Annotated in this window: 17 protein-coding genes; 12 read left to right on the top strand and 5 right to left on the bottom strand. The window is 67.8% G+C overall.

Going from position 1 to position 22,085, the window contains the following annotated elements; translation table 11 throughout:
- Nucleotides 1-28: 28 nt before the first annotated feature.
- Complete coding sequence (locus LO55_RS26780) at nt 29-172, top strand: hypothetical protein (RefSeq protein WP_177185484.1); 144 nt, start codon at nt 29-31, stop codon at nt 170-172.
- A gap of 182 nt (nt 173-354) precedes the next feature.
- Here LO55_RS26780 and LO55_RS22835 read toward each other — a convergent pair whose 3' ends face one another.
- Together LO55_RS22835 and LO55_RS22830 are read right to left on the bottom strand one after the other, a co-directional pair.
- Nucleotides 355-2,277, bottom strand: coding sequence for a polysaccharide biosynthesis protein (locus tag LO55_RS22835; RefSeq protein ID WP_307188263.1), 1,923 nt, complete (start codon nt 2,275-2,277; stop codon nt 355-357).
- A 516-nt stretch (nt 2,278-2,793) separates the two neighbouring features.
- Nucleotides 2,794-3,756, bottom strand: a complete 963-nt coding sequence (locus LO55_RS22830; RefSeq protein WP_071363227.1) for an N-acetylmuramoyl-L-alanine amidase-like domain-containing protein — start codon at nt 3,754-3,756, stop codon at nt 2,794-2,796.
- Between the two features lie 230 nt (nt 3,757-3,986).
- On the opposite strand from LO55_RS22830, the gene LO55_RS22825 reads away from it, so the two are divergent.
- The 7 genes from LO55_RS22825 (at nt 3,987) to LO55_RS22805 (ending at nt 10,801) form a co-directional block, all read left to right on the top strand.
- Entirely contained in the window at nt 3,987-6,989 is a 3,003-nt protein-coding gene (locus LO55_RS22825; protein ID WP_071363226.1) for a TonB-dependent receptor, read from the top strand.
- Nucleotides 6,990-7,289: 300 nt separating this feature from the next.
- A complete protein-coding gene (locus LO55_RS26775; protein WP_177185565.1) occupies nt 7,290-7,451 on the top strand; it encodes a hypothetical protein in 162 nt (53 codons plus the stop codon).
- 66 nt (nt 7,452-7,517) lie between these two features.
- Nucleotides 7,518-7,694: a hypothetical protein gene (locus LO55_RS26770; protein WP_177185564.1), complete on the top strand. Its 177-nt coding sequence runs from the start codon at nt 7,518-7,520 to the stop codon at nt 7,692-7,694.
- 212 nt (nt 7,695-7,906) lie between these two features.
- Nucleotides 7,907-8,281, top strand: a complete 375-nt coding sequence (locus tag LO55_RS22820) for a LiaI-LiaF-like domain-containing protein (RefSeq protein ID WP_005669839.1) — start codon at nt 7,907-7,909, stop codon at nt 8,279-8,281.
- On the top strand, nt 8,271-8,987 hold the full coding sequence (locus LO55_RS22815; RefSeq protein ID WP_071363225.1) for a LiaI-LiaF-like domain-containing protein: 717 nt from the start codon (nt 8,271-8,273) through the stop codon (nt 8,985-8,987). The genes LO55_RS22820 and LO55_RS22815 overlap by 11 nt, the downstream gene beginning before the upstream one ends.
- The gene (locus LO55_RS22810; RefSeq protein ID WP_071363224.1) at nt 8,987-10,063 is read left to right on the top strand and encodes a sensor histidine kinase; all 1,077 of its coding nucleotides are present in this window, start codon (nt 8,987-8,989) and stop codon (nt 10,061-10,063) included. The genes LO55_RS22815 and LO55_RS22810 overlap by 1 nt, the downstream gene beginning before the upstream one ends.
- Before the next feature lie 3 nt (nt 10,064-10,066).
- The gene (locus LO55_RS22805; RefSeq protein WP_071363223.1) at nt 10,067-10,801 is read left to right on the top strand and encodes a LytR/AlgR family response regulator transcription factor; all 735 of its coding nucleotides are present in this window, start codon (nt 10,067-10,069) and stop codon (nt 10,799-10,801) included.
- Nucleotides 10,802-10,804: 3 nt separating this feature from the next.
- Here the strand turns inward: LO55_RS22805 and LO55_RS22800 are convergent, their stop codons facing one another.
- The 3 genes from LO55_RS22800 to LO55_RS22790 form a co-directional block, all read right to left on the bottom strand.
- Nucleotides 10,805-13,063: an ATP-dependent DNA helicase gene (locus LO55_RS22800; RefSeq protein ID WP_071363222.1), complete on the bottom strand. Its 2,259-nt coding sequence runs from the start codon at nt 13,061-13,063 to the stop codon at nt 10,805-10,807.
- Nucleotides 13,064-13,069: 6 nt separating this feature from the next.
- The gene (locus LO55_RS22795; RefSeq protein ID WP_071363221.1) at nt 13,070-14,728 is read right to left on the bottom strand and encodes a VRR-NUC domain-containing protein; all 1,659 of its coding nucleotides are present in this window, start codon (nt 14,726-14,728) and stop codon (nt 13,070-13,072) included.
- A gap of 82 nt (nt 14,729-14,810) precedes the next feature.
- Nucleotides 14,811-15,452: a hypothetical protein gene (locus tag LO55_RS22790; RefSeq protein ID WP_143054607.1), complete on the bottom strand. Its 642-nt coding sequence runs from the start codon at nt 15,450-15,452 to the stop codon at nt 14,811-14,813.
- A gap of 92 nt (nt 15,453-15,544) precedes the next feature.
- Between LO55_RS22790 and LO55_RS22785 the strand changes: the two genes are divergently transcribed.
- From LO55_RS22785 to LO55_RS22770, 4 genes are all read left to right on the top strand, one after another.
- Nucleotides 15,545-16,384, top strand: coding sequence for a M15 family metallopeptidase (locus LO55_RS22785; protein ID WP_040777695.1), 840 nt, complete (start codon nt 15,545-15,547; stop codon nt 16,382-16,384).
- A gap of 121 nt (nt 16,385-16,505) precedes the next feature.
- Nucleotides 16,506-20,282 (top strand): type VI secretion system membrane subunit TssM, encoded by a 3,777-nt coding sequence (gene tssM, locus LO55_RS22780; RefSeq protein ID WP_071363219.1) that lies wholly within the window; start codon nt 16,506-16,508, stop codon nt 20,280-20,282.
- Entirely contained in the window at nt 20,279-21,253 is a 975-nt protein-coding gene (gene tagF / locus LO55_RS22775) for a type VI secretion system-associated protein TagF (protein WP_040777698.1), read from the top strand. Before tssM ends, tagF begins: the two co-directional genes overlap by 4 nt.
- Before the next feature lies 1 nt (nt 21,254).
- Complete coding sequence (locus LO55_RS22770; RefSeq protein WP_071363218.1) at nt 21,255-22,043, top strand: OmpA family protein; 789 nt, start codon at nt 21,255-21,257, stop codon at nt 22,041-22,043.
- Nucleotides 22,044-22,085 lie beyond the last annotated feature (42 nt).

The raw sequence follows: 22,085 nt of genomic DNA, 5'->3' as shown, positions 1-22,085 counted from the left end.
TGCCACCGCTGTCCCGAGGAGTCTCGCCATGACCAGCCCGCATGAGGCGCATTCGCTGAAACAGGTCTCGCACAGCCCGCCGGTGCTGTCGGTGCCGTTCGACCCACGCCCGCCCGAACCGTTACCAGAAGAATCCACGGTCGACCTGAAAGGCTATCTCAACACCCTGTAGCCGAGGCCGATGATGCCGATCACGGCATGGCGGTCGCGCAGCCGGGCCAGCAGCTGTTCCAGGTGGATTGATTGGTTCTCGTCTCGCATGGGTTTCCTCGACAGTGACGGTATGACAGCGGGTATGACAGCGGATAGGACGGCAACGATGGCGGCGGCGTGGATTGGCGGCGCTGGCCGGCCCTAGATGCGGAACGGCACGAACCTGCGGATCAGGCCGGCAGGCGCGGGCTCTTCGGCGGGAGCCTGCGGCAACGGCGCCGGCGTCGATGGCAGGTATTCGGACACGATGGCCTTGACCATCGACTCGATGGGGCCGCGCTCGTGGGTCTCGCAGGCCATCATGAGACAGGTGATGCAGGTCTCGAGCACATTGGGCCGCAGCGCGCTTTCTTTCATGCGCATGATGCGCGGGTGCTCGCTCGGGAAGACGGTGCCGTCGGTGAGCAGTTCTTCGTGCAGTTTTTCGCCCGGGAACAGGCCGATGAACTGGATCTCGATGTCGCCGCGCGGCTGCTGGGGCGTGCGCTCGGTGAGGCCGTGCATGGCGATCATGGTGCGCGCCAGGTCGAGGATGCGCACCGGTTCGCCCATGTCGAGCACGAACACGTCGCCGCCCTTGGCCATGGCGCCGGCCTGGATCACCAGCTGGGCCGCCTCGGGGATGAGCATGAAGTAGCGCGACACCTCGGGATGGGTGATCGTCACCGGCCCGCCGCGCGTGATCTGGCGCTGGAACAGGGGAATCACCGACCCCGAGGAGCCCAGCACATTGCCGAAGCGGACCATGCAGAAGGTCGTGCCCGTCCGGTTGCCTGTCGCATGGGCCGGGCCATTGGCGGCGCCAGTGCCTGCGCCGTCGCCAGGTGCGTATCCACCGGCGGCGCGGGCGGCGGCGGCCTGGAAGATCAGCTCGGCGATGCGCTTGCTGGCGCCCATGATATTGGTCGGCCGCACCGCCTTGTCGCTGGAGATCAGCACGCAGGTCTGGACGCCGTGGTGCGCCGCGCCGGCGGCGATGATCTGGGCCCCCAGCACATTGTTGCGCAGCCCTTCGACGATATTGGTCTCGACCAGGGGCACGTGCTTGTAGGCGGCGGCATGGTAGATGGTGTCGATGCCGCCGGCGGCCAGCACGCGCTCGACCAGGTCGGCATTGCAGACCGAGCCCAGGTGGGCGTGGATGGGCAGGTCGGGAAAGCGCGCCGCCAGCTCTTGCCGGATGGTGTACAGCGCGTATTCGGAATGGTCGATCAGGTGCAGGCGCGCCGGGCTCAGGGTGACGATCTGGCGACACAGCTCGCTGCCGATGGAACCGCCGGCGCCCGTCACCAGCACCCCCTTGCCGCGCACGCAGCGCGCGAACAGGTCGAGCCGCGGCGGAACCGGCGGCCGGCCGAGCAGGTCTTCGAACTTGATTTCGCGGATGGCGTCGCGCAGGACCGACTTGTCGCTGGCCTTGTCGTCGGCCAGGTCGACCAGCCGGGTAAGGATCTTGGTGGGCACGCCGGCCTGGCCCAGGCGTTGCATCAACTCGCGCAGGCGCTCGGGCGCGGCGGCGGGAAGGGCGATGACGATGGTGCGGATGCCGAGCGCGGCGCCGAGCTCGACCAGTCGTGAAGTATGAAACACGCGCAGGCCGGCCACGGTGCGCTCGTTCAGCGCGTGCTTGTCGTCGAAGAAGCACAGGGGGCGGTATTCGTCGCCGTCGCGCATGGTCTGGGCCAGCCGGGCGCCGGCCTCGCCGGCGCCGTAGATGGCGACAGCCAGCGCCTTGCCGGCGCAGGGACCGCGCTTGCTGCGCAGCAGCTTGCGCACACCGATACGCGACATGACGACATAAGAAAAAGCGATGAACCAATATATTGCCAGCGCGCTGCGCGGAAATCTCGCCTCATTGAGGAATACCAAAGTGAGATAGGCGCATAATACGGCAATGCCCAATGCCAGGCCGGTGAGGGTGAGCAGGCGATGGTCGATAAAGCGGATGACGGCCCGGTATAAATCGGATAGCCAGAAAGCCGCTATCGTCAGCACCGCCACCAGTAAATAAGAGCCGGGGCTAAATTGTTTTGCAAGCTGTAAATCGCCACCGCGCAATATCATTGCGATTAAAAAACACACGGGAAGCGCGACCAGGTCGACCGCGATGGCCAGGGCGGCCTTCGCAGTGCGATGCATGGAGACGATTCTTGCGCAAAACTGGTGAGACAGGGTGTGGCGTTGAATTGACATGGCAATCGGCTTCTCGCTGAAAGAGAACGACATGCTGCTGCAATCAAAATAGTGGTTTACTGCACGACCAGTCGTTTTGAATAACGTGCTGTGTTGAATGGGGCTTTGCCGATTGGTTTTGTGTATATAAGCTTATTATCTGTCTGCGATTGAATGGTAGGCTTGAGGTCACTCAACAGCGGTCAGGGATATAATGCGTGAACAGAGAAGTTGAGGCCGAGAAGTGAATATAAGAAATGGCCTTGAATAATAATTTCCAGCGACTATTTATTTAATCTGGCGTATTCAGGCAAGGGCGGGATCGGCGAAGGCCGACGGGAATGGCGGAAACAACAAAGCGTCCCGACCCGGCAGGCCGGAACGCTGGCGACGCTGTCAGGTCGGGCCTCAGGCCGCGGGACGCCCCGGACGCGGCTGCGGCGCCATCGGCGGCGCCGTGATCCGTTCGTTCAGGCGCAGGAACTTGAAGCCGGCCAGCGCCTGGCCGCGCTTGCCCGCGCGCGCATTGCGTTCCTGGCGTTCGAGCGTGCGCCCGATATACGATGCGAACGTTTCCTCGCGCACCTGCGGTTCGGACGAATGCAGGAAGTGGCGCTCGCCGTTCGGTCCCAGCACCACCAGGCCCACGTGCGAGGCCCAGTACTCGCCGTCGCGGGTCGAGATCACGTTCACGAAATCGCCTTCCTGCAACTGGCTGGCGATGGCCGCCACCTGTTCCTTCGGCACGTAGGCCTGGCGGCTGGTCTCGACCGGGATGTCGCGCACCGTGTTGTGGCGGGTGGCCAGGAAGCGCGCGCGGTCGACCTTCATGTCGTACCACGGGCCGCCCGCTCCGGCCAGCTCGCCGCTGACATCGGTCACCAGCCACCCGTTGGCCACGTTCCAGTCCATCTCGGTGTAGTGGTTGCGCGTGGCCACGCCGATCACGCCGTCGCGGTAACGGATCCGCTGCAGCATCCAGAAGAACTCTTCCCACGAGCCGGACAAGGCCATCGCATAGGTGTGCTCGGCGAACACCACGCAATCGCTTTGCGCCAGGCTGTACAGAGGCAGGCTGTCGTGGATCTCGTAGGGGAATTCCCCCAGCAGGTGCAGCGAGTAGGGCTGGCCGATGTTCTGGCGGCCGATCGCGGCGATGCGCTTGCGCAGGTCCGGCTCGGCGCCCTGCATGTGGGCGATGTACTGGCCGGCCTCGAACGGCGTCATCTGGTAGACCTGCTTTTGCAGCAGCGCCGCCAGGGGCGTGGGCGGCGGCGGCGCGCCCGGGATGGGTTTGGTGGCGGGTGCGGTCGCGCACCCGGTCAGGACGGCGCTGGCAAGCAGCAGGCAGGCAAGGCGCATGGCGTTCATCAATGTGGGGGAAAAACGTCAAGCTAATCTGGTGCGCCCGGCTTGGGTAATGAAATTTCTTCGCCCAGCCATAACCCCGGGAAGGGCGCCATTTATGTACATTCCTTCAAGTTATATAGAAGCGAACACAAGTGATTATTCACCGGTGAAATGAACATGAATACTCCGAGCATGGCAGCCTTCAGCCTGCCTTAAGTAATAACGATAGCACTATTCCCAGGAGAGAGAGCATGTTCAAGCAGAAGCCGCTCGCAGCGGCCGTATCGATGGCAGTCTGGAGCCTCGCAGCCCTGCCGGCCATGGCCCAGGAAGCCGCAGCGCCGGTGCCGATGCAGACCGTGGAAGTGACGGGCATCCGTGCCTCGCTGGCCAAGTCCCTGTCGGTCAAGCGGGACGCTTCGGCCAACGTCGAGGTGATCACGGCCGAAGACGTGGGCAAGATGCCGGACAAGAACCTGGCGGACTCCCTGCAGCGCCTGGCGGGCGTGGCGGTGCGCACCGACTACGACGAAGCGGAAAAGGTGTCGATGCGCGGCACCAATCCGGACATGTCGCTGATCATCTTCAATGGCCATGCGGTCAGCAGCGCCGACTGGTACGTCGCCGACCAGGCCTCGAGCTCGCGTTCGACCAGCCTGTCGCTGATGCCGTCGCACGTGCTGCAGCAGGCGGTCGTGTACAAGACCTCGCAGGCGAACATCGTCGACGGCGGCCTGGCCGGCACCATCAATGTCAGCACCCGCAAGCCGCTGGCGCAGAAAGAGCGCTTCTCGGGCGTGGTCAGCGTCGGCGCCAGCTACGCCGACCTGCCGGGCCGCTACGCGCCGGACATGAACGGTTCGGTCACCTGGAAGAACGAGGCGGGCACCTTCGGCGTGCTGGCCGCGCTGTTCGCGGAAAAACGCCATGTGCGGCGCGACTCGGTGTCGCGCTTCGCCTACGGCACCAACAGCGGCTGGGACGTGATCAACACCAGCACCATGAAGGGCATCACCGACGAATCGCTGGCCGGCACCGGCTATACCGCGGCGGACCTGAACGGCGTGCGCCTCCCGGGTTCGATGAGCTCGGAATTCGTGGAAGGCGTGCGTGACCGCAAGGGCGGCATGCTGTCGCTGCAGTTCAAGCCGAACCGCGACCTCGACGTCACCATGACCGGTTTCCACTCCGCGATGGAGGCCAACAACCACGGCCGCCTGACGTCGAGCGCCATCTACTCCATGCTGCTCGGTAAGAACGCGCCGCTGGGCGGCACCACCGCCGCCGCCGTCAACACCAGCCACAACGGCCAGCAGGTCTTCGCCCAGATCCGCAACCCGGTCATCGTCGACGAAACCACCGTCTACGGCCACCCGCTGAAGGTGCTGAAGGCCGCCGACATCGTCTTCGCCGACGGCACCAGCCCCCAGTACGTGGGCAACTCGGAGGGCTTCTACCGCGACGGCGCCAAGGCCGAGAGCTCCTTCCTCGACCTCGACGCGAAGTACCGCGTCAACGACGACCTCACCGTCAAGACCCTGCTGTCGACCACCCGCGGCGTCGGCCAGACCCGGCTCGACCAGGGCCTGACCCTGGCGCGCTACGGCACCGGCATCTCGTACGCGCTGGGCGACCTGCACGACGCGCCGTTCGTGCAGTACCATAACGCCGGCAGCAACCAGCCCGGCCTGAACGCGGACGGCAGCGGCTACACCATCGTCGACCGCGCCGCGTCGGGCGTCAAGACCGTCGACAAGGAGTGGAGCGCGCAGTTCGACGCCGAATACCGCGTCGACCGCGGTTTCCTGCAGTCGCTGGCAAGCGGCGTGCGCTTCGCCGATCACAAGCGCACCAGCGGCCGCCGCGGCCCCGCCTTCCGCAACGGCATCACGCTCGACCCGGTCACCGGCCGCGTGATCTCCAACACGCCGACGCCGCTCACCGGCTGGCAGGCATTCCCGGGCGACTTCGGCAAGGACCTCGACGGCCCGGCCGGCTGGGACAACACCGGCTTCACCTACACCCCGGAAGGCATCAAGGACTACATCGCCAGCAATACCAAGGTCACCAGCGACGCCTGGGAACGCCGCGTGAACTCCGAGATCGACATGCAGGAGCGCCAGAGCGCGGCCTACGTGATGGCCAACCTGGAAGGCGAGCGCTGGTCGGGCGACGTCGGCGTGCGCTTCACCCGCACCGAGGTCAAGGCGAACATCGCCACCCCGATCCCGTCCGGCGCCTGCCAGCGCGTGGAGCCGGGCCAGCCGGCGATCACCTGCGCCGCCTATCCGGGCGCGATCACCGATGCCGGCGACGCCACCGCCTACTTCGACGGCGTGCCGTTCAATCCGAATGCCGGCATCCTGTACTACAAGACGCCGACCAAGCGCACCTTCGACAACTGGCTGCCGAGCATGAACCTGCGCTACGACATGGGCAACGACATGCTGGCGCGCTTCGGCGTCAGCCGCACCATCGGCCGCCAGAACTACAACCTGCTGGGCAGCGGCTTCGGCACGCCGGGCTGCGACGCCAACGGCTGCCGCGTGACCGGTCCGAACCCGGACATGGAACCGCAAACCTCGGACAACGTCGACCTGTCGTGGTCGTGGTATTTCGCGCCGCGTTCGATCGTGGCGGTGAGCGTGTTCCACTCGTCGATCGACGGCTATCCGAAGACCGGCGCGGTCGGCAGCGCCACCGTCGACCTGCTCGATCCGCGCGACCAGACCGTGAAGACCTTCTTCATCAACACGGCCTCGCAGCAGGGCGCCAAGATCAACGGCATCGAGCTGCAGTACGAGCAGCCGTTCGGCAAGACCAATTTCGGCTTCACCTCCAACGTCAGCCGCGCCAAGACCAAGGTCGACGACGGCCGTCCTATGGTGGGCGCATCCGAATGGACCGGCAACGTCGGCCTGTACTACGAAGACGACAAGCTGTCGACGCGCCTGGTGGCGAACTACCGTGGCGAGTACGTGAACAGCACCACCGCGCCGTCGCCGACCGCCAACAGCCAGGGTCTCTCGGTGATCAACGGCATCGCGATGCCGACCGCGCCGACCTATGCCGACGCGGTGACCACGCTGGCGTTCTCCGCCAACTACTACTTCACCAAGAACCTGGAACTCGCGTTCAGCGCGACCAACCTGACCAATGCCAAGCGCGCCCAGTATCGCTACAGCGAAGAAGAGCAGCAGAAGCTGGATGTCAGCGGTCGCCAGTACTACCTGAACCTGCGCTACAAGTTCTGATCGGGCAGGGCACGGTAAAAGGGAAGCTTCGGCTTCCCTTTTTTTTTCGTGCGTGACGGTCCCGCCGCGCGCATGACACCTGGCCTGCTCGGCCGTATTGACGCGCACAGTGTGCGTCACCTAACGGTGCAATGGCTGCGGTTTCGATAAGATGCACCTGTCTGAGTGAGGAACGCGCGATTCGATTCGCTGCCATCCGAAACCTCAACAGGTTAGCCGGTCGCCTCGAGGATCGGCACCAATTTCAGGGCCGCGCCGCCGCTGGTGCAGGCGCGGCCCGTAACGGAAGCGGAGGTTGCCATGTACGATGTCAAGCATCCACCCAAGCACCTGGTGCGCGCCTATCTCGAACGTCGCTCGCGCGACCCGAAACCGCCGCCGACCCCGGAAGAAATCCGGCGCCAGCTTGGCTGGGGCATGCTGATGCCGGCCGACCTCAAGTTGGCCACCAACCGCTCCTGAATGTCACTTTTTCCGCGCCGACGTCCCGCGAGGACGCGGCGCCCAGCCCAACCACAGGAGACATCCATGACCAGCAAGATCGGCAGCAAACACATCGCCCAGCACCGCGGCAAGAAAGAACGCCTCGAGATCAAGCGCGCCAACGTGGCGCGCGAAGCGGTACGCCAGGCCGAAGCCCGCGCCAAGTACCGCAACCAGCCGAAAGGCCAGGCCCAGCGCGAGCAGGCGCAGACGGCCGCCTGATCCACGTCGTACGCCTTATTTGGCCCGCCTGCGGCCCGCCCGCGAGGCGGGCTTTTTTACGTCCATCGTCCCCGATCCTCTTCATTCGCCGCCGCGCGCCGCGCGCGCTCGCCATTCGCCGCCTTCCACCCGCCATTCGCCGAATAGCGCTTTCGCGATTGCCTTCCCGCTTGTTATCGTGTATCCAGTTCGATAACGAGAGGAGTGACGCAATGGATACTGAAGACGCCTATCGCTGGCGCAAGCAGGTGCTGTGGGGCCTGCTCCTGATCGTGGTGGGCGCGGTGGTGCTGCTCGACCGCCTGCACTATATCGATGCCCAGGACTACTGGCATTACGCCCCCTTGCTGCTGGTCGTGGTCGGCATCGGCCAGACCATCGGCTACCCGAGCCCGAAGGAGTTCAGCAGCGGCTTGTGGACCGTGTTCACCGGCCTGTGGCTGTTCGCGGTGCTGGAGAACGCCTTCGGCCTGACCTTTCGCAACAGCTGGCCGCTGTTCATCCTGATGTGGGGCGTCAAGCTGGTGCTGGATCCATTCATCGCGCGCCGCTTCGCCAACAACCAGAGGAACCGCCATGAAAAATGATCCGCATGCCAAAGGCGTGACGAGCCAGGTCGTGCTCGGCCTGCTCGTGATCGGGATGGGGTTGCTGTTCCTGCTCGATAACCTGGGCTTCGTCGACATGCACCGCGCGTTTTCGTTCTGGCCGATGTTGTTCGTCATCGTCGGCGCCGTCAAGCTGTGCGACACCCGCACCCAGGGCGGCACGCTGCTCGGGGCCGGGCTGGTCGGCGTGGGCATCCTCCTGATGCTGGACCGGATGGACATCATCGACTTCAGCTGGCGCACCATCTGGCCGCTGGTCCTGATCGGCTTCGGCGCCTTGCTGGTGGCGAAGGCGGTGCGCGGCAAGCGCGCGCTGGAACACGGGATAGCGATGACCGACGGGGCGCCCGCGGGCGCCGGCGAGGTGCTGGACATCACCGCCATCCTGGGCGGCTACGAGCGCCGCGTCACGACCCGGAACTTCCGGGGCGGCGAGATCACCGCGGTGATGGGCGGCTGCGAACTCGATATGCGCGGCGCGTCGATCCAGGGCGAGGCGGTGATCAACGTGTTCGCGTTCTGGGGCGGCGTGACCATCAAGTGCCCGCCCGACTGGGCCGTCGTATTGCACGGCACGCCGATCCTGGGCGGCTTCGAGGAAAAGACCATCGCGCCGCCGGACGACGCCAAGCGGCTGGTCATCCGCGGCTACGCGATCATGGGTGGCGTGGAAATCCGCAACTGATGGGCGGCGGATTCTGGGCGCGGCGCGGCGCCGCGCTGTACCTGGCGGCCTGGCTGATGCTGGGGCTGATGCTGGCCGGGCTGCTGTCCGCCACCGGCGGCGCCGGCCTGGCGCCCAGTCTCCTGTTCGCGCTGCCGCTGGTGCTGGTCTACGCCGCCGTGTGCGGCTTCTCGGCGTATTACCTGTGCCGCGCCTATCCGCTGGCGCGCAAGTCGACGCCGGCGGTGCTGGGCGTGTTCTTCCTCACCGCCGTGTGCGCGGCCCTGCTGTGGTGCGCCGCGGCGTCCGGCTGGGCCGCCTGGTGGCAGTGGCTGGCGCCGGCCGACGACGGCGTGACGATGTCGCGGCCGTTGATGGCGGTGATGTTCGGCGTCGGCGTGCTGCTGTACGGGATGACGGCGTGCGCCCACTACCTGGCGCTGGAGTTCGAGCGCGCGCGCGGCCTCGAGCGGCGCGAGCTCGAACTCAGGCTCCTGGCCCAGGACGCCGAACTGCGCATGCTGCGCACCCAGGTCGATCCGCATTTCCTGTTCAACAGCCTCAATTCGATCAGCGCGCTGACCGCGATCGACGCCGGCGCGGCGCGCGACATGAGCTTGGAGCTGGCGGAGTTTTTCCGCCATACGCTGGGACTGGAGGCGCACCGCAAGGTGACCGTGGCCCAGGAGGTGGCGCTGGTCGGGCGTTTCGTGGCGATCGAGCAGGTGCGCTTCGGACCGCGCCTGGGCGTCGAGCGCCACGTGGACCGGGAGGCCGAGGCTTGCCTGCTGCCGCCGATGATCCTGCAGCCGCTGGTCGAGAACGCGGTCAAGCACGGCATCGGCCAGCTGCTCGATGGGGGTGTGGTGCGGGTGCACGTCGAACGGGCCGGTTCGCGGCTCAGGCTGCGGGTGGAGAACGACGTCGATCCGGATGGCGCCGCTGCGGCCAATGCGGCCGCGGGCGGCGGCGTCGGCCTGGCCAATGTGCGCGCGCGCCTGCTGGCGGAGTATGGGATCGACGCGAGCGTGCATGCGGCGCGCGTCGACGATATTTTCAGGGTGGAGCTGGTGCTGCCCGCCGACACAGGAGAATGAGGGATGCGAACCCTGATCGTGGACGATGAACACCTGGCGCGCGCGCTGCTGCGCGAGTACCTGGCGGCCCATCCCGACGTCGAGATCGTGGGCGAATGCGCCAACGGTTTCGAGGCGGTGAAGGCGATCGCCGAGCACGATCCCGACCTGGTCTTCCTGGACATCCAGATGCCCAAGCTGGACGGCTTCGAGGTGGTGGAGCTGGCCGGCGCCAGGACGCACTATATCTTCGCCACCGCCTACGACCAGTTCGCATTGCGCGCCTTCGAGGTGCACGCGCTCGACTACCTGCTCAAGCCGTTCTCGCGCGAGCGCCTGGCCGAGGCGCTGGCGCAGGCGCGCCTGCGCGCGCCGCAGCCGGCCCGGGCCGGCATCGCCGCGGCGGTGAAGGATGCGCAGGCACGCCAGCAGCCGCTCGAACGGATCCTGATCCGCGACGGCGCCCGCGTGCATGTGGTCGCCGCCGGCAACGTCGACTACATCGAGGCCCAGGACGACTACGTGCGGATCATGGCGGGCGGGAAGGGCTACCTGAAGCACCAGCGCCTGTCCGAGCTCGAGGCGCAGCTCGACGGCGCCGTGTTCGTGCGCATCCACCGCTCGTTCATCGTCAATGTCTGCGCGGTCGAACGCATCGAGCCGGTCAGCAAGGACAACCATTGCGCGGTGCTCAGGGGCGGCGTCAGGTTGCCGATCAGCCGCAGCGGCTACCAGAAGATACGCGAACGGCTGGCGTGAGGTTCACCGGGACCCGAGCTCCCACCAGGCCGGCATCAGCTTCCTGATGCTGGGCTGGGCAAAGCGGTCGTCGATCAGCCACACCACGCCGCGATCGTGCTCGGTGCGGATCACGCGCCCGGCCGCCTGCACCACCTTCTGGATGCCGGGATACAGATAGGTGTAGTCGTAGCCGGCGCCGAACAGCGCCTGCATCCGTTCGCGCAGCTGCTCGTTGACGGGATTGACCTGGGGCAGGCCGAGGGTGGCGACGAAGGCGCCGATCAGGCGCTCGCCCGGCAGGTCCACGCCTTCGCCGAAGGCGCCGCCCAGCACCGCGAAGCCGACCCCCGCGCCTTTGACGTCGAAGCGGTCGATGAAGCCCTGGCGTTCGTGCTCGCTCATGCGGCGCTCCTGGCGCCAGGCCGGGATGGCCGGATCCAGCCGCTCCAGCGCGTTCGCCACCTTGTCGAGATAGTCGAAGCTGCTGAAGAAGGCCAGGTAGTTGCCGGGACGTTCACGGTACTGGCGCGCGATCAGTTCGGCGATGGGCTGGACCGAGGCGGCGCGCACCTGGTAGCGGGTCGAGATGCCGCGCGCGACGTGGACCTCGAGCTGGCTCGCCCTGAACGGCGAGTCGACCTCGACCCAGGCCGTGTCTTCGGGCATGCCGAGGGTGTCGAGGCAGTAGTGCCAGGGTCCGAGCGTGGCCGAGAACAGCGTGCTCGAATGGGTGGCGGCGAAGCGCGGGCCGAGGAAGGGCGCCGGCACCACGTTGCGGATGCAGATCGTCGAATCGCGCAGGGTTGGGCGGTCGGCATCCCGGCTCAGGTCGCACAGCGAGTGCGGCCCGAACGATTCGGCCAGGCGCACGAATTGCATGGCGTCGAAATAAAAGCGCTGCAGGTCCGGGTCGAGCGGGCCGGGAAAGGCCGCCAGGTGTTCGTTGACGGCGCTGCCCGCTTCCTGCAGCGCGTCGACCAGCTTCGATGGAATCTTCTCGAGCAGCTGGTAGGGCGCCGGCGCCGTCTTGTCGACCGCGGTCCAGGCCCGGCCCACGCGCTCGAGCACCTTCTTGATTGCCGGTGGCGCGCCGGCGCGGGCCAGGCGCAGCAGCTCGCGATCGAGCTCGGTGCTGTACATCGAGCGCGCGCGGCCGACCAGGTTGTGGGCCTCGTCGACCAGCAGGCTGGTTTTCCAGCCGTTGGCGAGCGCCAGCGCGTACAGCATGGCGCTGCCGTCGAAATAATAGTTATAGTCGCCGACGATCATGTCGGCCCAGCGCGCCATCTCGCTGCCCAGGTAATAGGGGCAGACTTCGTGCGCCAGCGCGACCTCGCGCAGCGCCTCGCGGTCCAGCACGGGCACGGCCGCCGCGGCCGCGCGCGCCGCCGGCAGGCGATCGTAGAAGCCGCGCGCCAGCGGACAGGATTCGCCATGACACTCCTTGTCGGGATGCTCGCAGGCCTTGTCGCGCGCGGTGAGTTCGAGCACGCGCAACGGGGCTTTGCTGCCGGCGCACAGGGTCGCGGCGCCGTCCAGCGCCAGGCGCCGGCCGGGGGTCTTCGCGGCCAGGAAGAATACCTTGTCCAGCTTCTCGCGCGGCATGGCCTTGAGCACCGGGAACAGGCTGCCCACAGTCTTGCCGATGCCGGTCGGGGCCTGCGCCAGCAGGCAGCGGCCGCTGGCGTTGGCGCGGTAGATGCTTTCGGCGAGCTGGCGCTGGCCGGGGCGGAAGTCGGCGTGCGGGAACGACAGCGACGTCAATGCGCCGTCGCGCGCCGCCCGGTGCGCCGCTTCGCTGGCGGCCCAACCCGAGAAGCGCTGGCACAGCTCTTCGAAGTGCGCGCGCAGCCAGGCGCTGTCGCGCGTCTCGCGCAGCACGGTTTCGACGCCGCTGACGATGTCGTAGTAGACCAGGGCCAGGTTGACCGATTCGATGCCCTGTTCCTGGCACAGCAGGTGGCCGTAGACGCGCAGCTGGGCCCAGTGCAGGTGGCGGTGGTTGTCGGGAATGGCGTCCGCCCGGCCGCGGTGGGTCTTGACTTCTTCGATCAGGTTTTCATTGGCGTCGTAGCCGTCGGCGCGGCCGCGCACGTGCAACTCGTTCCACTGGCCGGACAGCGCGACCTCGCTGCGGTAGCCGTCGCCGCGGCGGCCGGCCACGACCGCATGGCCGGCAATGCCTTCCTGGGCGCTGGGGGAGGGGGTGAAGCGCAGATCGAGGTCACCCTGCTTGGCGGTGAACTCGCACAGGGCGCGTACGGCGATGGTGTAGCTCACGTAATCTCAGGCCGCCATCTCGGTGGACTCGATCCACTGCAGGTAGCACACGGCGACCGGCATGTCATGCGCCGCGCAGTAGTCGATCCAGCGCAGCTGGTTGTCCTGCAGGCGGTCGCCCGGGCCTTTCACCTCGATCATCAGGTAGCGGGCCTCGAGTGGCCAGAACTGGATCAGGTCGGGAAAGCCCGTGCGGTTTTCCTTGACGTCGGCCAGGATGCGTTCGCACCACTTGCGCAGGTGGGCGGCCGGGATGCAGGCCAGCGCCAGCTCGATGAGCTCGGGCGTGACGCCGTCCCAGTGCACGAAAGGCGATTGCAGGCCGGCTTTCTCCCGGTACGTGCGCAGGATCGTGTCGCGGTAGCTGCCGCTGTCCAGCTCCGCGAGGCAGGCGGCGAATTCGGCCTGCCTGCGCTGGTGGAAGTCGGCGCTGTGCAGGTCGGCCGGGCCGCGGTGGAAAGGGTGGAAGAAGGCGCCGGGAATCGCGGCGAACACGGCGCGCCAGCACAGCAGGCCGAACAGGGTGTTGGCGAGCGCGTTCTCGACGTAGAACACGGGCGCATCGCTCGCGTGCAGGTGGCCGCGCACGGCGCCTTCGACCCAGCGTTCGCCGTTCGGCGGCGCCAGCGACAGCTCGATGCGCTCTACCTGCGTCTTGGCGCGCGGCGCCAGGCGCGCGTGGCCGAGGCGGCGCGCCAGGCGCGGCGCGATGCGGGACAGGTGCTGGCGCTCGGCTTCGTTCTCGGGCGCGCACTGAGCTGCAAGCAACAGGGCATGGGCCTGCTCGAAGCGCTCGTGTTTTTCGAGCACGCGGATCGCGCGCGCCCGCGCGCCGGGAAAGCGGCAGCGCGCGTAGGCGGCGTAGGCGCCGTCCCAGTCCTTCAGCTTTTCGTAGTGCTGGCCGATCTGGAACGTCAGTTTTTCGCGCCGGCTCTCGAGCCAGTCATTGTCGAAGGCGTGCACGGGCAGGTCGCGCACCACCTCGTCGACGTCTTCGCCGGCGGCGAAGCGCTCGCGGCAGGCATGCAATTGCAGGTAGTGGTCGACGTCGGCGCGCTGGCGAAAACCGCGCGAGGCGGGCGAGATGTCCACGCTCTCGTAGCGGAACAGGCCGAGGTCGGACAGCACGAAGTCGGTCCAGCCCTGGTGCAGGTTGCCGAAGAAGACCAGGCGCAGGCGGTCGCACAGCGGCTTGACCAGGATGCGCCAGGCGACGTCGGGACAGGCCGGATGCCAGCCGGAGAAGCGGCGCGCCTCGGGGAATGCGGCGCGCAGGGCTTCCAGCTGTTCTTCCTTGCGCGCCGTCTTGCGCGGCAGCTGCGCGCCGAAGGCGTCGAGGATCTCGGGCTTGGACAGCAGGTCGAACAATTCGTCGAGCGTGAGTTCGGGGTCGGGCTCGATCCAGCCGGTGCCGAGCAGGTGCCCGGCGGCCTCGATCGGGCAGCCGATCTCGGCATAGCTCAGTTTACTGGCGCGGAACAGGTTACCTTTGCGCATGACCATGCGCACGAACAGGGCGCGCGCATTGTGCGGCAAGGTCGGGAACCGGGCCAGGAAGGCCTGTTCGCCGTCGTCGAGCAAATCGCCATAGCGTTCGCCGATCCAATCGAGAACCCGCTGGAAGTTATCCAGATAATAAAACTCGTTTTCCAACACCCTGATCATGACCGAACGCCCACCTGTACTTATATACAGTATAGCGTTTTCTGGCGGCGGCCGCCCGCCAGGTGCGGCCTATTTGCCACGCTTAGCGTGCAGGAGGGGTAGGGGTTTCATCTTCCGCCGGCGCGGCATGACCGTTGGCATGGTAGATCACGGCCGAGATCAGGGCGACGTCGCTGTCGTCCTGGGCCTCGCCGGCGCGTGCGGGATTCACCGTCCGGGCCTGACGCGCGGCCTGGCGTGGAGACTGGACGCGAGAGCGGGCTGGGGCGGCGGCGCGCGCTTCCGGACGGCGCGCCGGGGCCGTCTTGACGGGCGCCGGCGCGGCCTTGGCTGGGGCCGTAGGCGCGGCGGCCGGTTCGAGCAGGCGCAGCGGCGGAATGGGCGCAGGCGCCGCCGCCAGCACCGGGTCTGGCGCCGGCTGGGGCGCCGTGTCGACGATCACGGCCGTCTCGACCGGCGCCGGGGCCATGCTCGTCATCGGGGCGGGCGCCGCATCGGGCCGCGCCACCTCCATCGGCGCCGGACCGGCGCCGGCCGCCAGCCAGGCCAGGGTCGCCGTCAAACCGACGGCGACCGCCACCGCCGCGCCATACCAGGCCAGGCGCGCGCCGTGACCGACGCCCGCGCGCCGCGCCGGCTCGCGTTCGAGCTTGGCGAGGATGCTGTCTTCGCGGCCGCCGCGGCGCGCCGACGACATCAGGTTGGGACGCATATGGGCATGCATGCGGTTGTCTTGATTTTCGTCTGATGGACGCACGACATTACTCCTAAGATTGGCTTCTCCTGTTCTGATTAGAAACAATCCTGGGGAGTCCGATGCTGATCTTGATCGCCCTTCTGTACGTTTGTCTCGCTTCAGGCCTGGCTTGGCTTGTTCTTTTTCCAAGTGGACGGGCCTGGATGGCGCGCGGCATGCATGCCATGCGTGGCCTGGCCGGCCGCGCCGGTGCCTGGAGCCATGCCGGCACGCGCGCCGCCGGCGCCATGCGCGACAGCGTCACCCTGTCGCTGCGCGAGCGGGTGGTGCAGGGGGTGCGCCGCCACCAGGTGCTGCTGGCCATCGGCGCGCCGGCGGTGTTGATTCCATCGCTGCTGGCGCTGGCGCTGAGCAATCCGGCCATGCTGCCGGTGTACGAGGGCAGCAGCGCCTTGCCCGACGAACAGGTGGCGGCGCTGCTGGCCGGCGAGCAGCTGGTGCCGCCGGTGGCGCTGCCGCCCAGCGTGTTCACCACGGCCGAGGTCGAGCTGGTGCGGCCGATGCTGGTCGGCGCCAGCCGTAACTGGGGCTTGCTGCATCCCGACTTCAGCCAGCGCCTGCTGCTGGCGTTCAAGATCATGAAGGAACAGCATGGCTACGAGATGGCGCTGCTCGAAGGCTACCGCAGTCCGGCGCGCCAGGACGAGCTGGCCGCGACCGGCGGCCACGTCACCAATGCGCGCGCCTTCCAGAGCTGGCACCAGTATGGCCTGGCGGCCGATTGCGCCTTCCTGCGCGACGGCAAGCTGGTGATCTCGGAAAAAGACCCGTGGGCCATGCGCGGCTACCAACTGTATGGCCAGGTGGCCGAATCGCTGGGCCTGACCTGGGGCGGGCGCTGGAAGATGATGGATTTCGGCCACATCGAGCTGCGCATGCGCGGCGTGATGGGGCGTTGAGGCGTCGCCTGCGGGCTGTTGCGTGATTTTTCGGATTTTGGCTGCATTGCGCAGAGTCAAGCAGCGCGTCGTATGCCCATGCGACCATTTCCTGTGAGATTTTTCTACAAGAGATCCCGCCATGGCACGACTCTGGAAGTATCTGACCGACAGCCGCGTGCTGGCCGCGATCGGTCTCGCCGCGCTGGCGGCCATCCTGGTAATCGGCGCCGGCCTGTTCGGCCTCGGCATCGTATGGGCCGCCATCGGCGCCCTGGCGCTGCTGGCCGGCTGGGGCATCTGGTGGATGCTGCGCCGCGCCTGGCGCGCTCGCCGTGCGCGCAAGCTGGCGGGCGCCATCGCCGGCGCCGGCGCCACCGACGACGACGGCAAGGACGAAGTCGCGGTGCTGCGCAAGAACCTGCTGGAGGCGGTCGGCACCATCAAGACCTCCAAGCTGGGCCTGACCCGCGGCGCCGCGGCCCTGTACGAGCTGCCCTGGTACATGATCATCGGGAACCCGGCGGCCGGCAAGAGCAGCGCCATCGTGCACTCGGGGCTGAGCTTCCCGATCCCCGGCAACAAGGCGCTGCAGGGCGTGGGCGGCACCCGCAACTGCGACTGGTTCTTCACCACCGACGGCATCCTGCTCGACACCGCGGGGCGCTACTCGGTGCAGGACGCCGACCGCGCCGAATGGTTCGGCTTCCTCGACCTGCTCAAGCGATACCGCCAGCGTGCGCCGATCAACGGCATCCTGATCGCGGTCAGCGTGGCCGAGCTGATGGCCGGCCCGGCCACCGCCTCGCACGAACTGGCCAAGAACCTGCGCACCCGGGTGCAGGAGCTGACCGAGCGCCTGGGCGTGCACGCGCCGGTGTACGTGGTGTTCACCAAGGCCGACCTGGTCGCCGGCTTCCTCGACTTCTTCCATGACAGCGAACAGGCCGAGCGCGAGCGGATCTGGGGCGCGACCCTGCGCTACAACCGGCGCGCCGCGCCGCAGGACGTGCTGGCCTTCTTCGACGAGCATTTCGACGAACTGGTCGACGGCCTGAAGGAAATGAGCCTGGCCGGCATGGGCGCCAACCGCAGCACGACGCTGCGTTCCGGCGTGTTCACCTTCCCGCTGGAATTCGCCGCGCTGCGCACGCCGCTGCGCGCCTTCCTGGCCACGCTGTTCGAAGAGAACACCTATCAGTTCAAGCCGGTGTTCCGCGGCTTTTACTTCACCAGCGCGTTGCAGGAAGGCAGCGTGCAAGACCTGTCGAGCCGGCGCGTGGCCAGCCGTTTCGACCTGGCGCTGCAGGAGAGAAAGGGGGGCGAGGGTGCCGGGGAGCCGGCAGGTTCGCAGGCGGGGGCGCAATCCGGTTATTTCTTGCTCGAGCTGTTCCGCAAGGTGGTCTTCGCCGACCGCGAACTGGTCAAGCGCTACACGAATCCGGCCGCGGCGCGCTGGAAGCTGGGCGCCTTCTTCGCCGCCACCATCCTGCTGGGCTGCGCGATGGGCGGCTGGTCGTGGTCGTACATGGGCAACCGCCAGCTGGTCGCCAACGTGCAGTCGGATCTCGACAAGGTGATGAAGCTGCAGGCTGGCCGCATCGACCTGCAGTCGCGCCTGGAGGCCCTCGACATCCTGCAGGACCGCATCGAGCAGCTGGAGCGCTATGCCGACGACAAGCCGTGGGCGCTGGGCTTCGGCCTGTACCAGGGCGATATCCTGGCGCGCAAGCTGCGCGACGAATACTTCGCCGGGGTGCGCGCGGTGATGGTCGAACCGGTCGCCGGCGCGCTCGAGACCATGCTGACGGAGGTCAACAACAACGCAGCCGCCCTCGATCCGGGGCGCCAGGTGGCCGCGCCCGCGTCCGTGTCCGCCAGCGCGCCCCGGCTTGGCCAGCCTTACCAGGACGCGTCGCCCACGGATGTCGGCGATGCCTACAACGCGCTCAAGACCTATCTGATGCTGGGCACTAAATCGTATGCCGAGCCGGGCCACCTGAACGACCAGCTCACGCGCTACTGGCGCGGCTGGCTGGAGGCGAACCGCGGCAGCATGCCGCGCGAGCAGATGATCCGCAGCGCCGAGCGCCTGATGACCTTCCACCTGGCCCACATCGACGACCCGGCCTGGCCGCAGATTTCGCCCAAACTGAGCCTGCTCGACACCACGCGCGAGCACCTGCGCCGCGTGGTGCGCGGCACGCCGGCGCGCGAGCGCGTGTACGCCGACATCAAGACCCGGGCCGCCACCCGCTTCCCGGCGGTGACGGTGGCGCGCATCGTCGGCGAGCAGGATGCGGCGCTGGTGGCCGGCAGCCACGCCGTCAGCGGCGCCTTCACCCGCGCGGCCTGGGACAAGTTCGTGCTCGGCGCCATCCGGGACGCCTCGAACAAGGAACTGAACACGGTCGACTGGGTGCTCAAGACCACCGCGCGCGACGACCTGACCCTGGAGGGCAGCCCGGAACAGATCCAGAAGGCGCTGATCGACCTGTACAAGGCCGACTATGCGCGCGAATGGTCGAAGTTCGTGCAGGGCGTGGCGATCGCCGACCTGCGCGGCTTCGACGCCAGCGTGCAGGCCATGAACCGCCTGGGCGACCCGCAATCCTCGCCGATCGCCAAGCTGCTGCGCACCATCTATGAAGAGACGGCCTGGGACAATCCGGGCGGCCTGCGCGCGCCCATCGGCAAGACCGAGCGCGGCGTGATCGAATGGTTCAAGCAGGTGGTGTTGCGGCGCGCGCCGTCCGACGCGCGCACGCTGGCCGACAGCGTCGACCCGGCCCAGCTGCTGGCCCAGCAACAACAGGGGGCTGGCCCGATCGGGCGCGAGTTCGCCGGCGTGGCGCGCCTGGTCGGCGCCAGGGAAAAGGAAGCGTCGCTGATGACCGGCTACCTCGATGCGCTGTCGCGCCTGCGCACGCGCCTCAACGCCCTGAAGAACCAGGGCGATCCGGGCCCCGGCGCCAAGCAGTTCATGCAGCAGACGCTGGAGGGCAGCGGCTCGGAGCTGGCCGACGCGCTGCGCTACGTCGACGAACAGATGCTGACCGGGATGAGCGACAGCCAGAAACAGGCGCTGCGCCCGCTGCTGGTGCGCCCGCTCACCCAGACCTTCGCCATGATCGTGCTGCCGTCCGAGGCCGAGATCAACAAGACATGGCAGGCGCAGGTGGTCGAGCCGTTTACCCGCACGCTCGCCGCCAAGTACCCGTTCGCCCAGGATTCCAGCGTCGAGGCGACCCCCGGCGAGATCGGCCAGGTGTTCGGCCCCGAAGGCGCGGTGGCCAAGTTCGTGGGCACGGCGATGGGGCCGCTGGTGGTGCGGCGCGGCGACGTGCTGGCGGCGCGCACCTGGGCCGACATCGGCATCTCGCTGGCGCCGCAGGCGGTGGCCGCCTTCCCCGGCTGGGTGGCGCCGCTGTCGAACAACGGCGTGGCGGCCAGCGGGGCGGCCCAGACCGTGTTCCAGGTGCTGCCCCTGAGCGCGCCCGGCACGCTCGAGTACACGCTCGAGATCGACGGCCAGCAGCTGCGCTACCGGAACACGCCGCCCAGCTGGAACAATATGGTCCATCCGGGTCCGCAGGGCGTGTCGGGCGCGCGGGTCTCGGCGGTCACCTTCGATGGCCGCACGGTGGAGCTGTTCAACCAGCCAGGCCAGTTCGGCCTGCAGCGCCTGTTCGAGGCGGCCCAGCGCAAGCGCAAGGACGGCGGGGTGTTCGAGCTGCGCTGGAGCGCGCAGAACGTCTCGGTGGCGGTCGACCTGAAGATCGTCAGCAGCCCGCAGTCCACCGGGGGCGGCCAGAGCCAGGCCCAGGGTTTCCGCGGCCTGCGCCTGCCGCCGGCGATCGTCGGCCGCCATGACGTCCAGAACGCGGCGCCGGCGCTGGCCAGCGCGGGAGCCCAATGATGCGCGCCGACCGCATCGGCTACTTCGGCAAGGTCCCGGCGCGCGCCGACTTCGTCAAGCTGGCCCACGACCCGGCCGCGATCGGCATGCTCGACGCCTGGCTGGCGCAGGTGATGACCCTGCTGCCGTCGGACGCGCGCTGGCGCTTTCATTACGATGCGATGGCGCCGGTGAGCTTCGCCCTGGTCGGCCCGGCGCGGCACCACGCGGTGGCCGGCCACCTGCTGGCCAGCCACGACCAGTCGGGGCGGCGCTTTCCGTTTCTCGCCACCCGCACGCTGGCGGTGAGCGATCCCGCCGCCTTCGTGGCCCGTTGTCCGCTGGCGTTCGCGCCGCTCTGGGTGTTCCTGGAAGAGATCTGCCCCAAGGTGCTGGGCGAGGGCGACCCCGCCGCCTACCTGCAGGCGATCGCCGACAGCGCGATCGGGTTGGGCGACGAGGCGGCGCTGGCGCGCTGGATGGAGCACGGCACGATCGCCTCGCTCGACGGCCTGCTGGGCCGCGCAGTGTCGAGCGCCAGCGCGAATGCCAGCGCGGCGCGCCTGGTGCTGGCGCTGGGATTGCTGCTGCAGCCGGTCATGCACAGCCAGCCGGCCGAGCTGCATAAGAGCCTGGTGCTGCCGCTGCCGCACAACGCGTCGGCGCGCTATCCGGTGGCCGCCTTCTGGCTCGAGCTGATCACGCCCTTCCTGCGCCGCGCGCAATTCGACCTGGCGCTGTTCATCACGCGCCAGGAAGAACGGCCGGTGCTGGTGGTGGGCTTTTGCGCGGCGCTGGCCGAAACCCTGCGCGCCGTGATCGACCCCCTGGTCGGCGCCGAGCTGCAGGTGCGCCTGCTGGACACGGACTGGATCGACGAGCAGCTGCAGTTCGACGCCGACGTGCGCCAGCTCTCCAGCCACCTGGCCCAGCCCGACCTGCCGCTGTCGCTGGCGCGCGACCTGTTCATGAAGACCTTCATCGGAGCCTGACGTGAAACTTCGCACCCTGACCCTGTTGCTTGGATCGGCCGCCGCCGGGTTGGCCGCCGGATTGCCGCTGGCCGCGCAGACGGCGCCAGGCGCGGCCGAGGCCCCGGTCGTGGTCAGCGGCATGGTGGCCGACGAAGCCGCCAAGGCCGCGCTGCTCGAGCGCCTGCGCGCCGTGTACGGTGCGCAGCGCGTGGTCGACCAGCTGTCGGTCGGCACCGTCTCGACGCCTGCCAACTGGAACAATTACGTGGGCAGCCTGATCGGGCCGAACCTGCGCCTGGTGAAGGGCGGCCAGCTGAAAGTCGAGGGCAACAGCGTCAGCCTGCGCGGCGACGTGGCGAGCGAAGCCCAGCGCCAGCAGATCGCCGGCGAGATCGCGGCCCGGCTCAATCCGACCTATACGGTCAACAACGGCCTGCGGGTGACCGTCTCGCAGCAGAGCGTGCTGGATGCGGCGCTGGCCGACCGCATCATCGAATTCGAGTCGGGCAAGGCGACCCTGACCCCGGCCGGCACCGAGGTGCTGGACGGGATGACGGCGGCCCTGAAGAAGCTCAATGGCGTGAAGGTCGAGGTGATCGGCCACACCGACAACGCCGGTTCGCGCGCCGGCAACCTGTCGCTGAGCCAGGCGCGCGCCGAGGCGGTGAAAGCCTATGTGGTGAGCCAGGGGATCGCGGAAGAGTCGATCGCGGTGTCGGGCGAAGGCCCGGACCGGCCGGTGGCCGACAACCGCACGCCGGAAGGCAAGGCGCGCAACCGGCGCATCGAGTTCAAGGTCATCCAATAAGACCTGGGGAGCAGGACCGGCAGCCCCGGGAACCACGATCCC

Origin of the sequence: Massilia timonae, from assembly GCF_001866515.1 — a bacterium.
Taxonomy (GTDB): Bacteria; Pseudomonadota; Gammaproteobacteria; order Burkholderiales; family Burkholderiaceae_D; genus Telluria; species Telluria timonae.
This window is presented reverse-complemented; position numbering and strand designations above follow the sequence as displayed.

Excerpts from the sequence above, each read along its gene's own strand:
- LO55_RS22815 (WP_071363225.1), top strand. The coding sequence starts at position 8,271 with ATGAAAAATGATCCGCATGCCAAAGGCGTGACGAGCCAGGTCGTGCTC.
- LO55_RS22805 (WP_071363223.1), top strand. The coding sequence starts at position 10,067 with ATGCGAACCCTGATCGTGGACGATGAACACCTGGCGCGCGCGCTGCTG.
- LO55_RS22825 (WP_071363226.1), top strand. The coding sequence starts at position 3,987 with ATGTTCAAGCAGAAGCCGCTCGCAGCGGCCGTATCGATGGCAGTCTGG.
- LO55_RS22795 (WP_071363221.1), bottom strand. The coding sequence starts at position 14,728 with ATGATCAGGGTGTTGGAAAACGAGTTTTATTATCTGGATAACTTCCAG.
- LO55_RS22830 (WP_071363227.1), bottom strand. The coding sequence starts at position 3,756 with ATGAACGCCATGCGCCTTGCCTGCCTGCTGCTTGCCAGCGCCGTCCTG.
- LO55_RS22790 (WP_143054607.1), bottom strand. The coding sequence starts at position 15,452 with ATGCATGCCCATATGCGTCCCAACCTGATGTCGTCGGCGCGCCGCGGC.
- LO55_RS22820 (WP_005669839.1), top strand. The coding sequence starts at position 7,907 with ATGGATACTGAAGACGCCTATCGCTGGCGCAAGCAGGTGCTGTGGGGC.
- tagF (WP_040777698.1), top strand. The coding sequence starts at position 20,279 with ATGATGCGCGCCGACCGCATCGGCTACTTCGGCAAGGTCCCGGCGCGC.
- LO55_RS26780 (WP_177185484.1), top strand. The coding sequence starts at position 29 with ATGACCAGCCCGCATGAGGCGCATTCGCTGAAACAGGTCTCGCACAGC.
- tssM (WP_071363219.1), top strand. The coding sequence starts at position 16,506 with ATGGCACGACTCTGGAAGTATCTGACCGACAGCCGCGTGCTGGCCGCG.
- LO55_RS26775 (WP_177185565.1), top strand. The coding sequence starts at position 7,290 with ATGTACGATGTCAAGCATCCACCCAAGCACCTGGTGCGCGCCTATCTC.
- LO55_RS26770 (WP_177185564.1), top strand. The coding sequence starts at position 7,518 with ATGACCAGCAAGATCGGCAGCAAACACATCGCCCAGCACCGCGGCAAG.
- LO55_RS22785 (WP_040777695.1), top strand. The coding sequence starts at position 15,545 with ATGCTGATCTTGATCGCCCTTCTGTACGTTTGTCTCGCTTCAGGCCTG.
- LO55_RS22835 (WP_307188263.1), bottom strand. The coding sequence starts at position 2,277 with ATGATATTGCGCGGTGGCGATTTACAGCTTGCAAAACAATTTAGCCCC.
- LO55_RS22810 (WP_071363224.1), top strand. The coding sequence starts at position 8,987 with ATGGGCGGCGGATTCTGGGCGCGGCGCGGCGCCGCGCTGTACCTGGCG.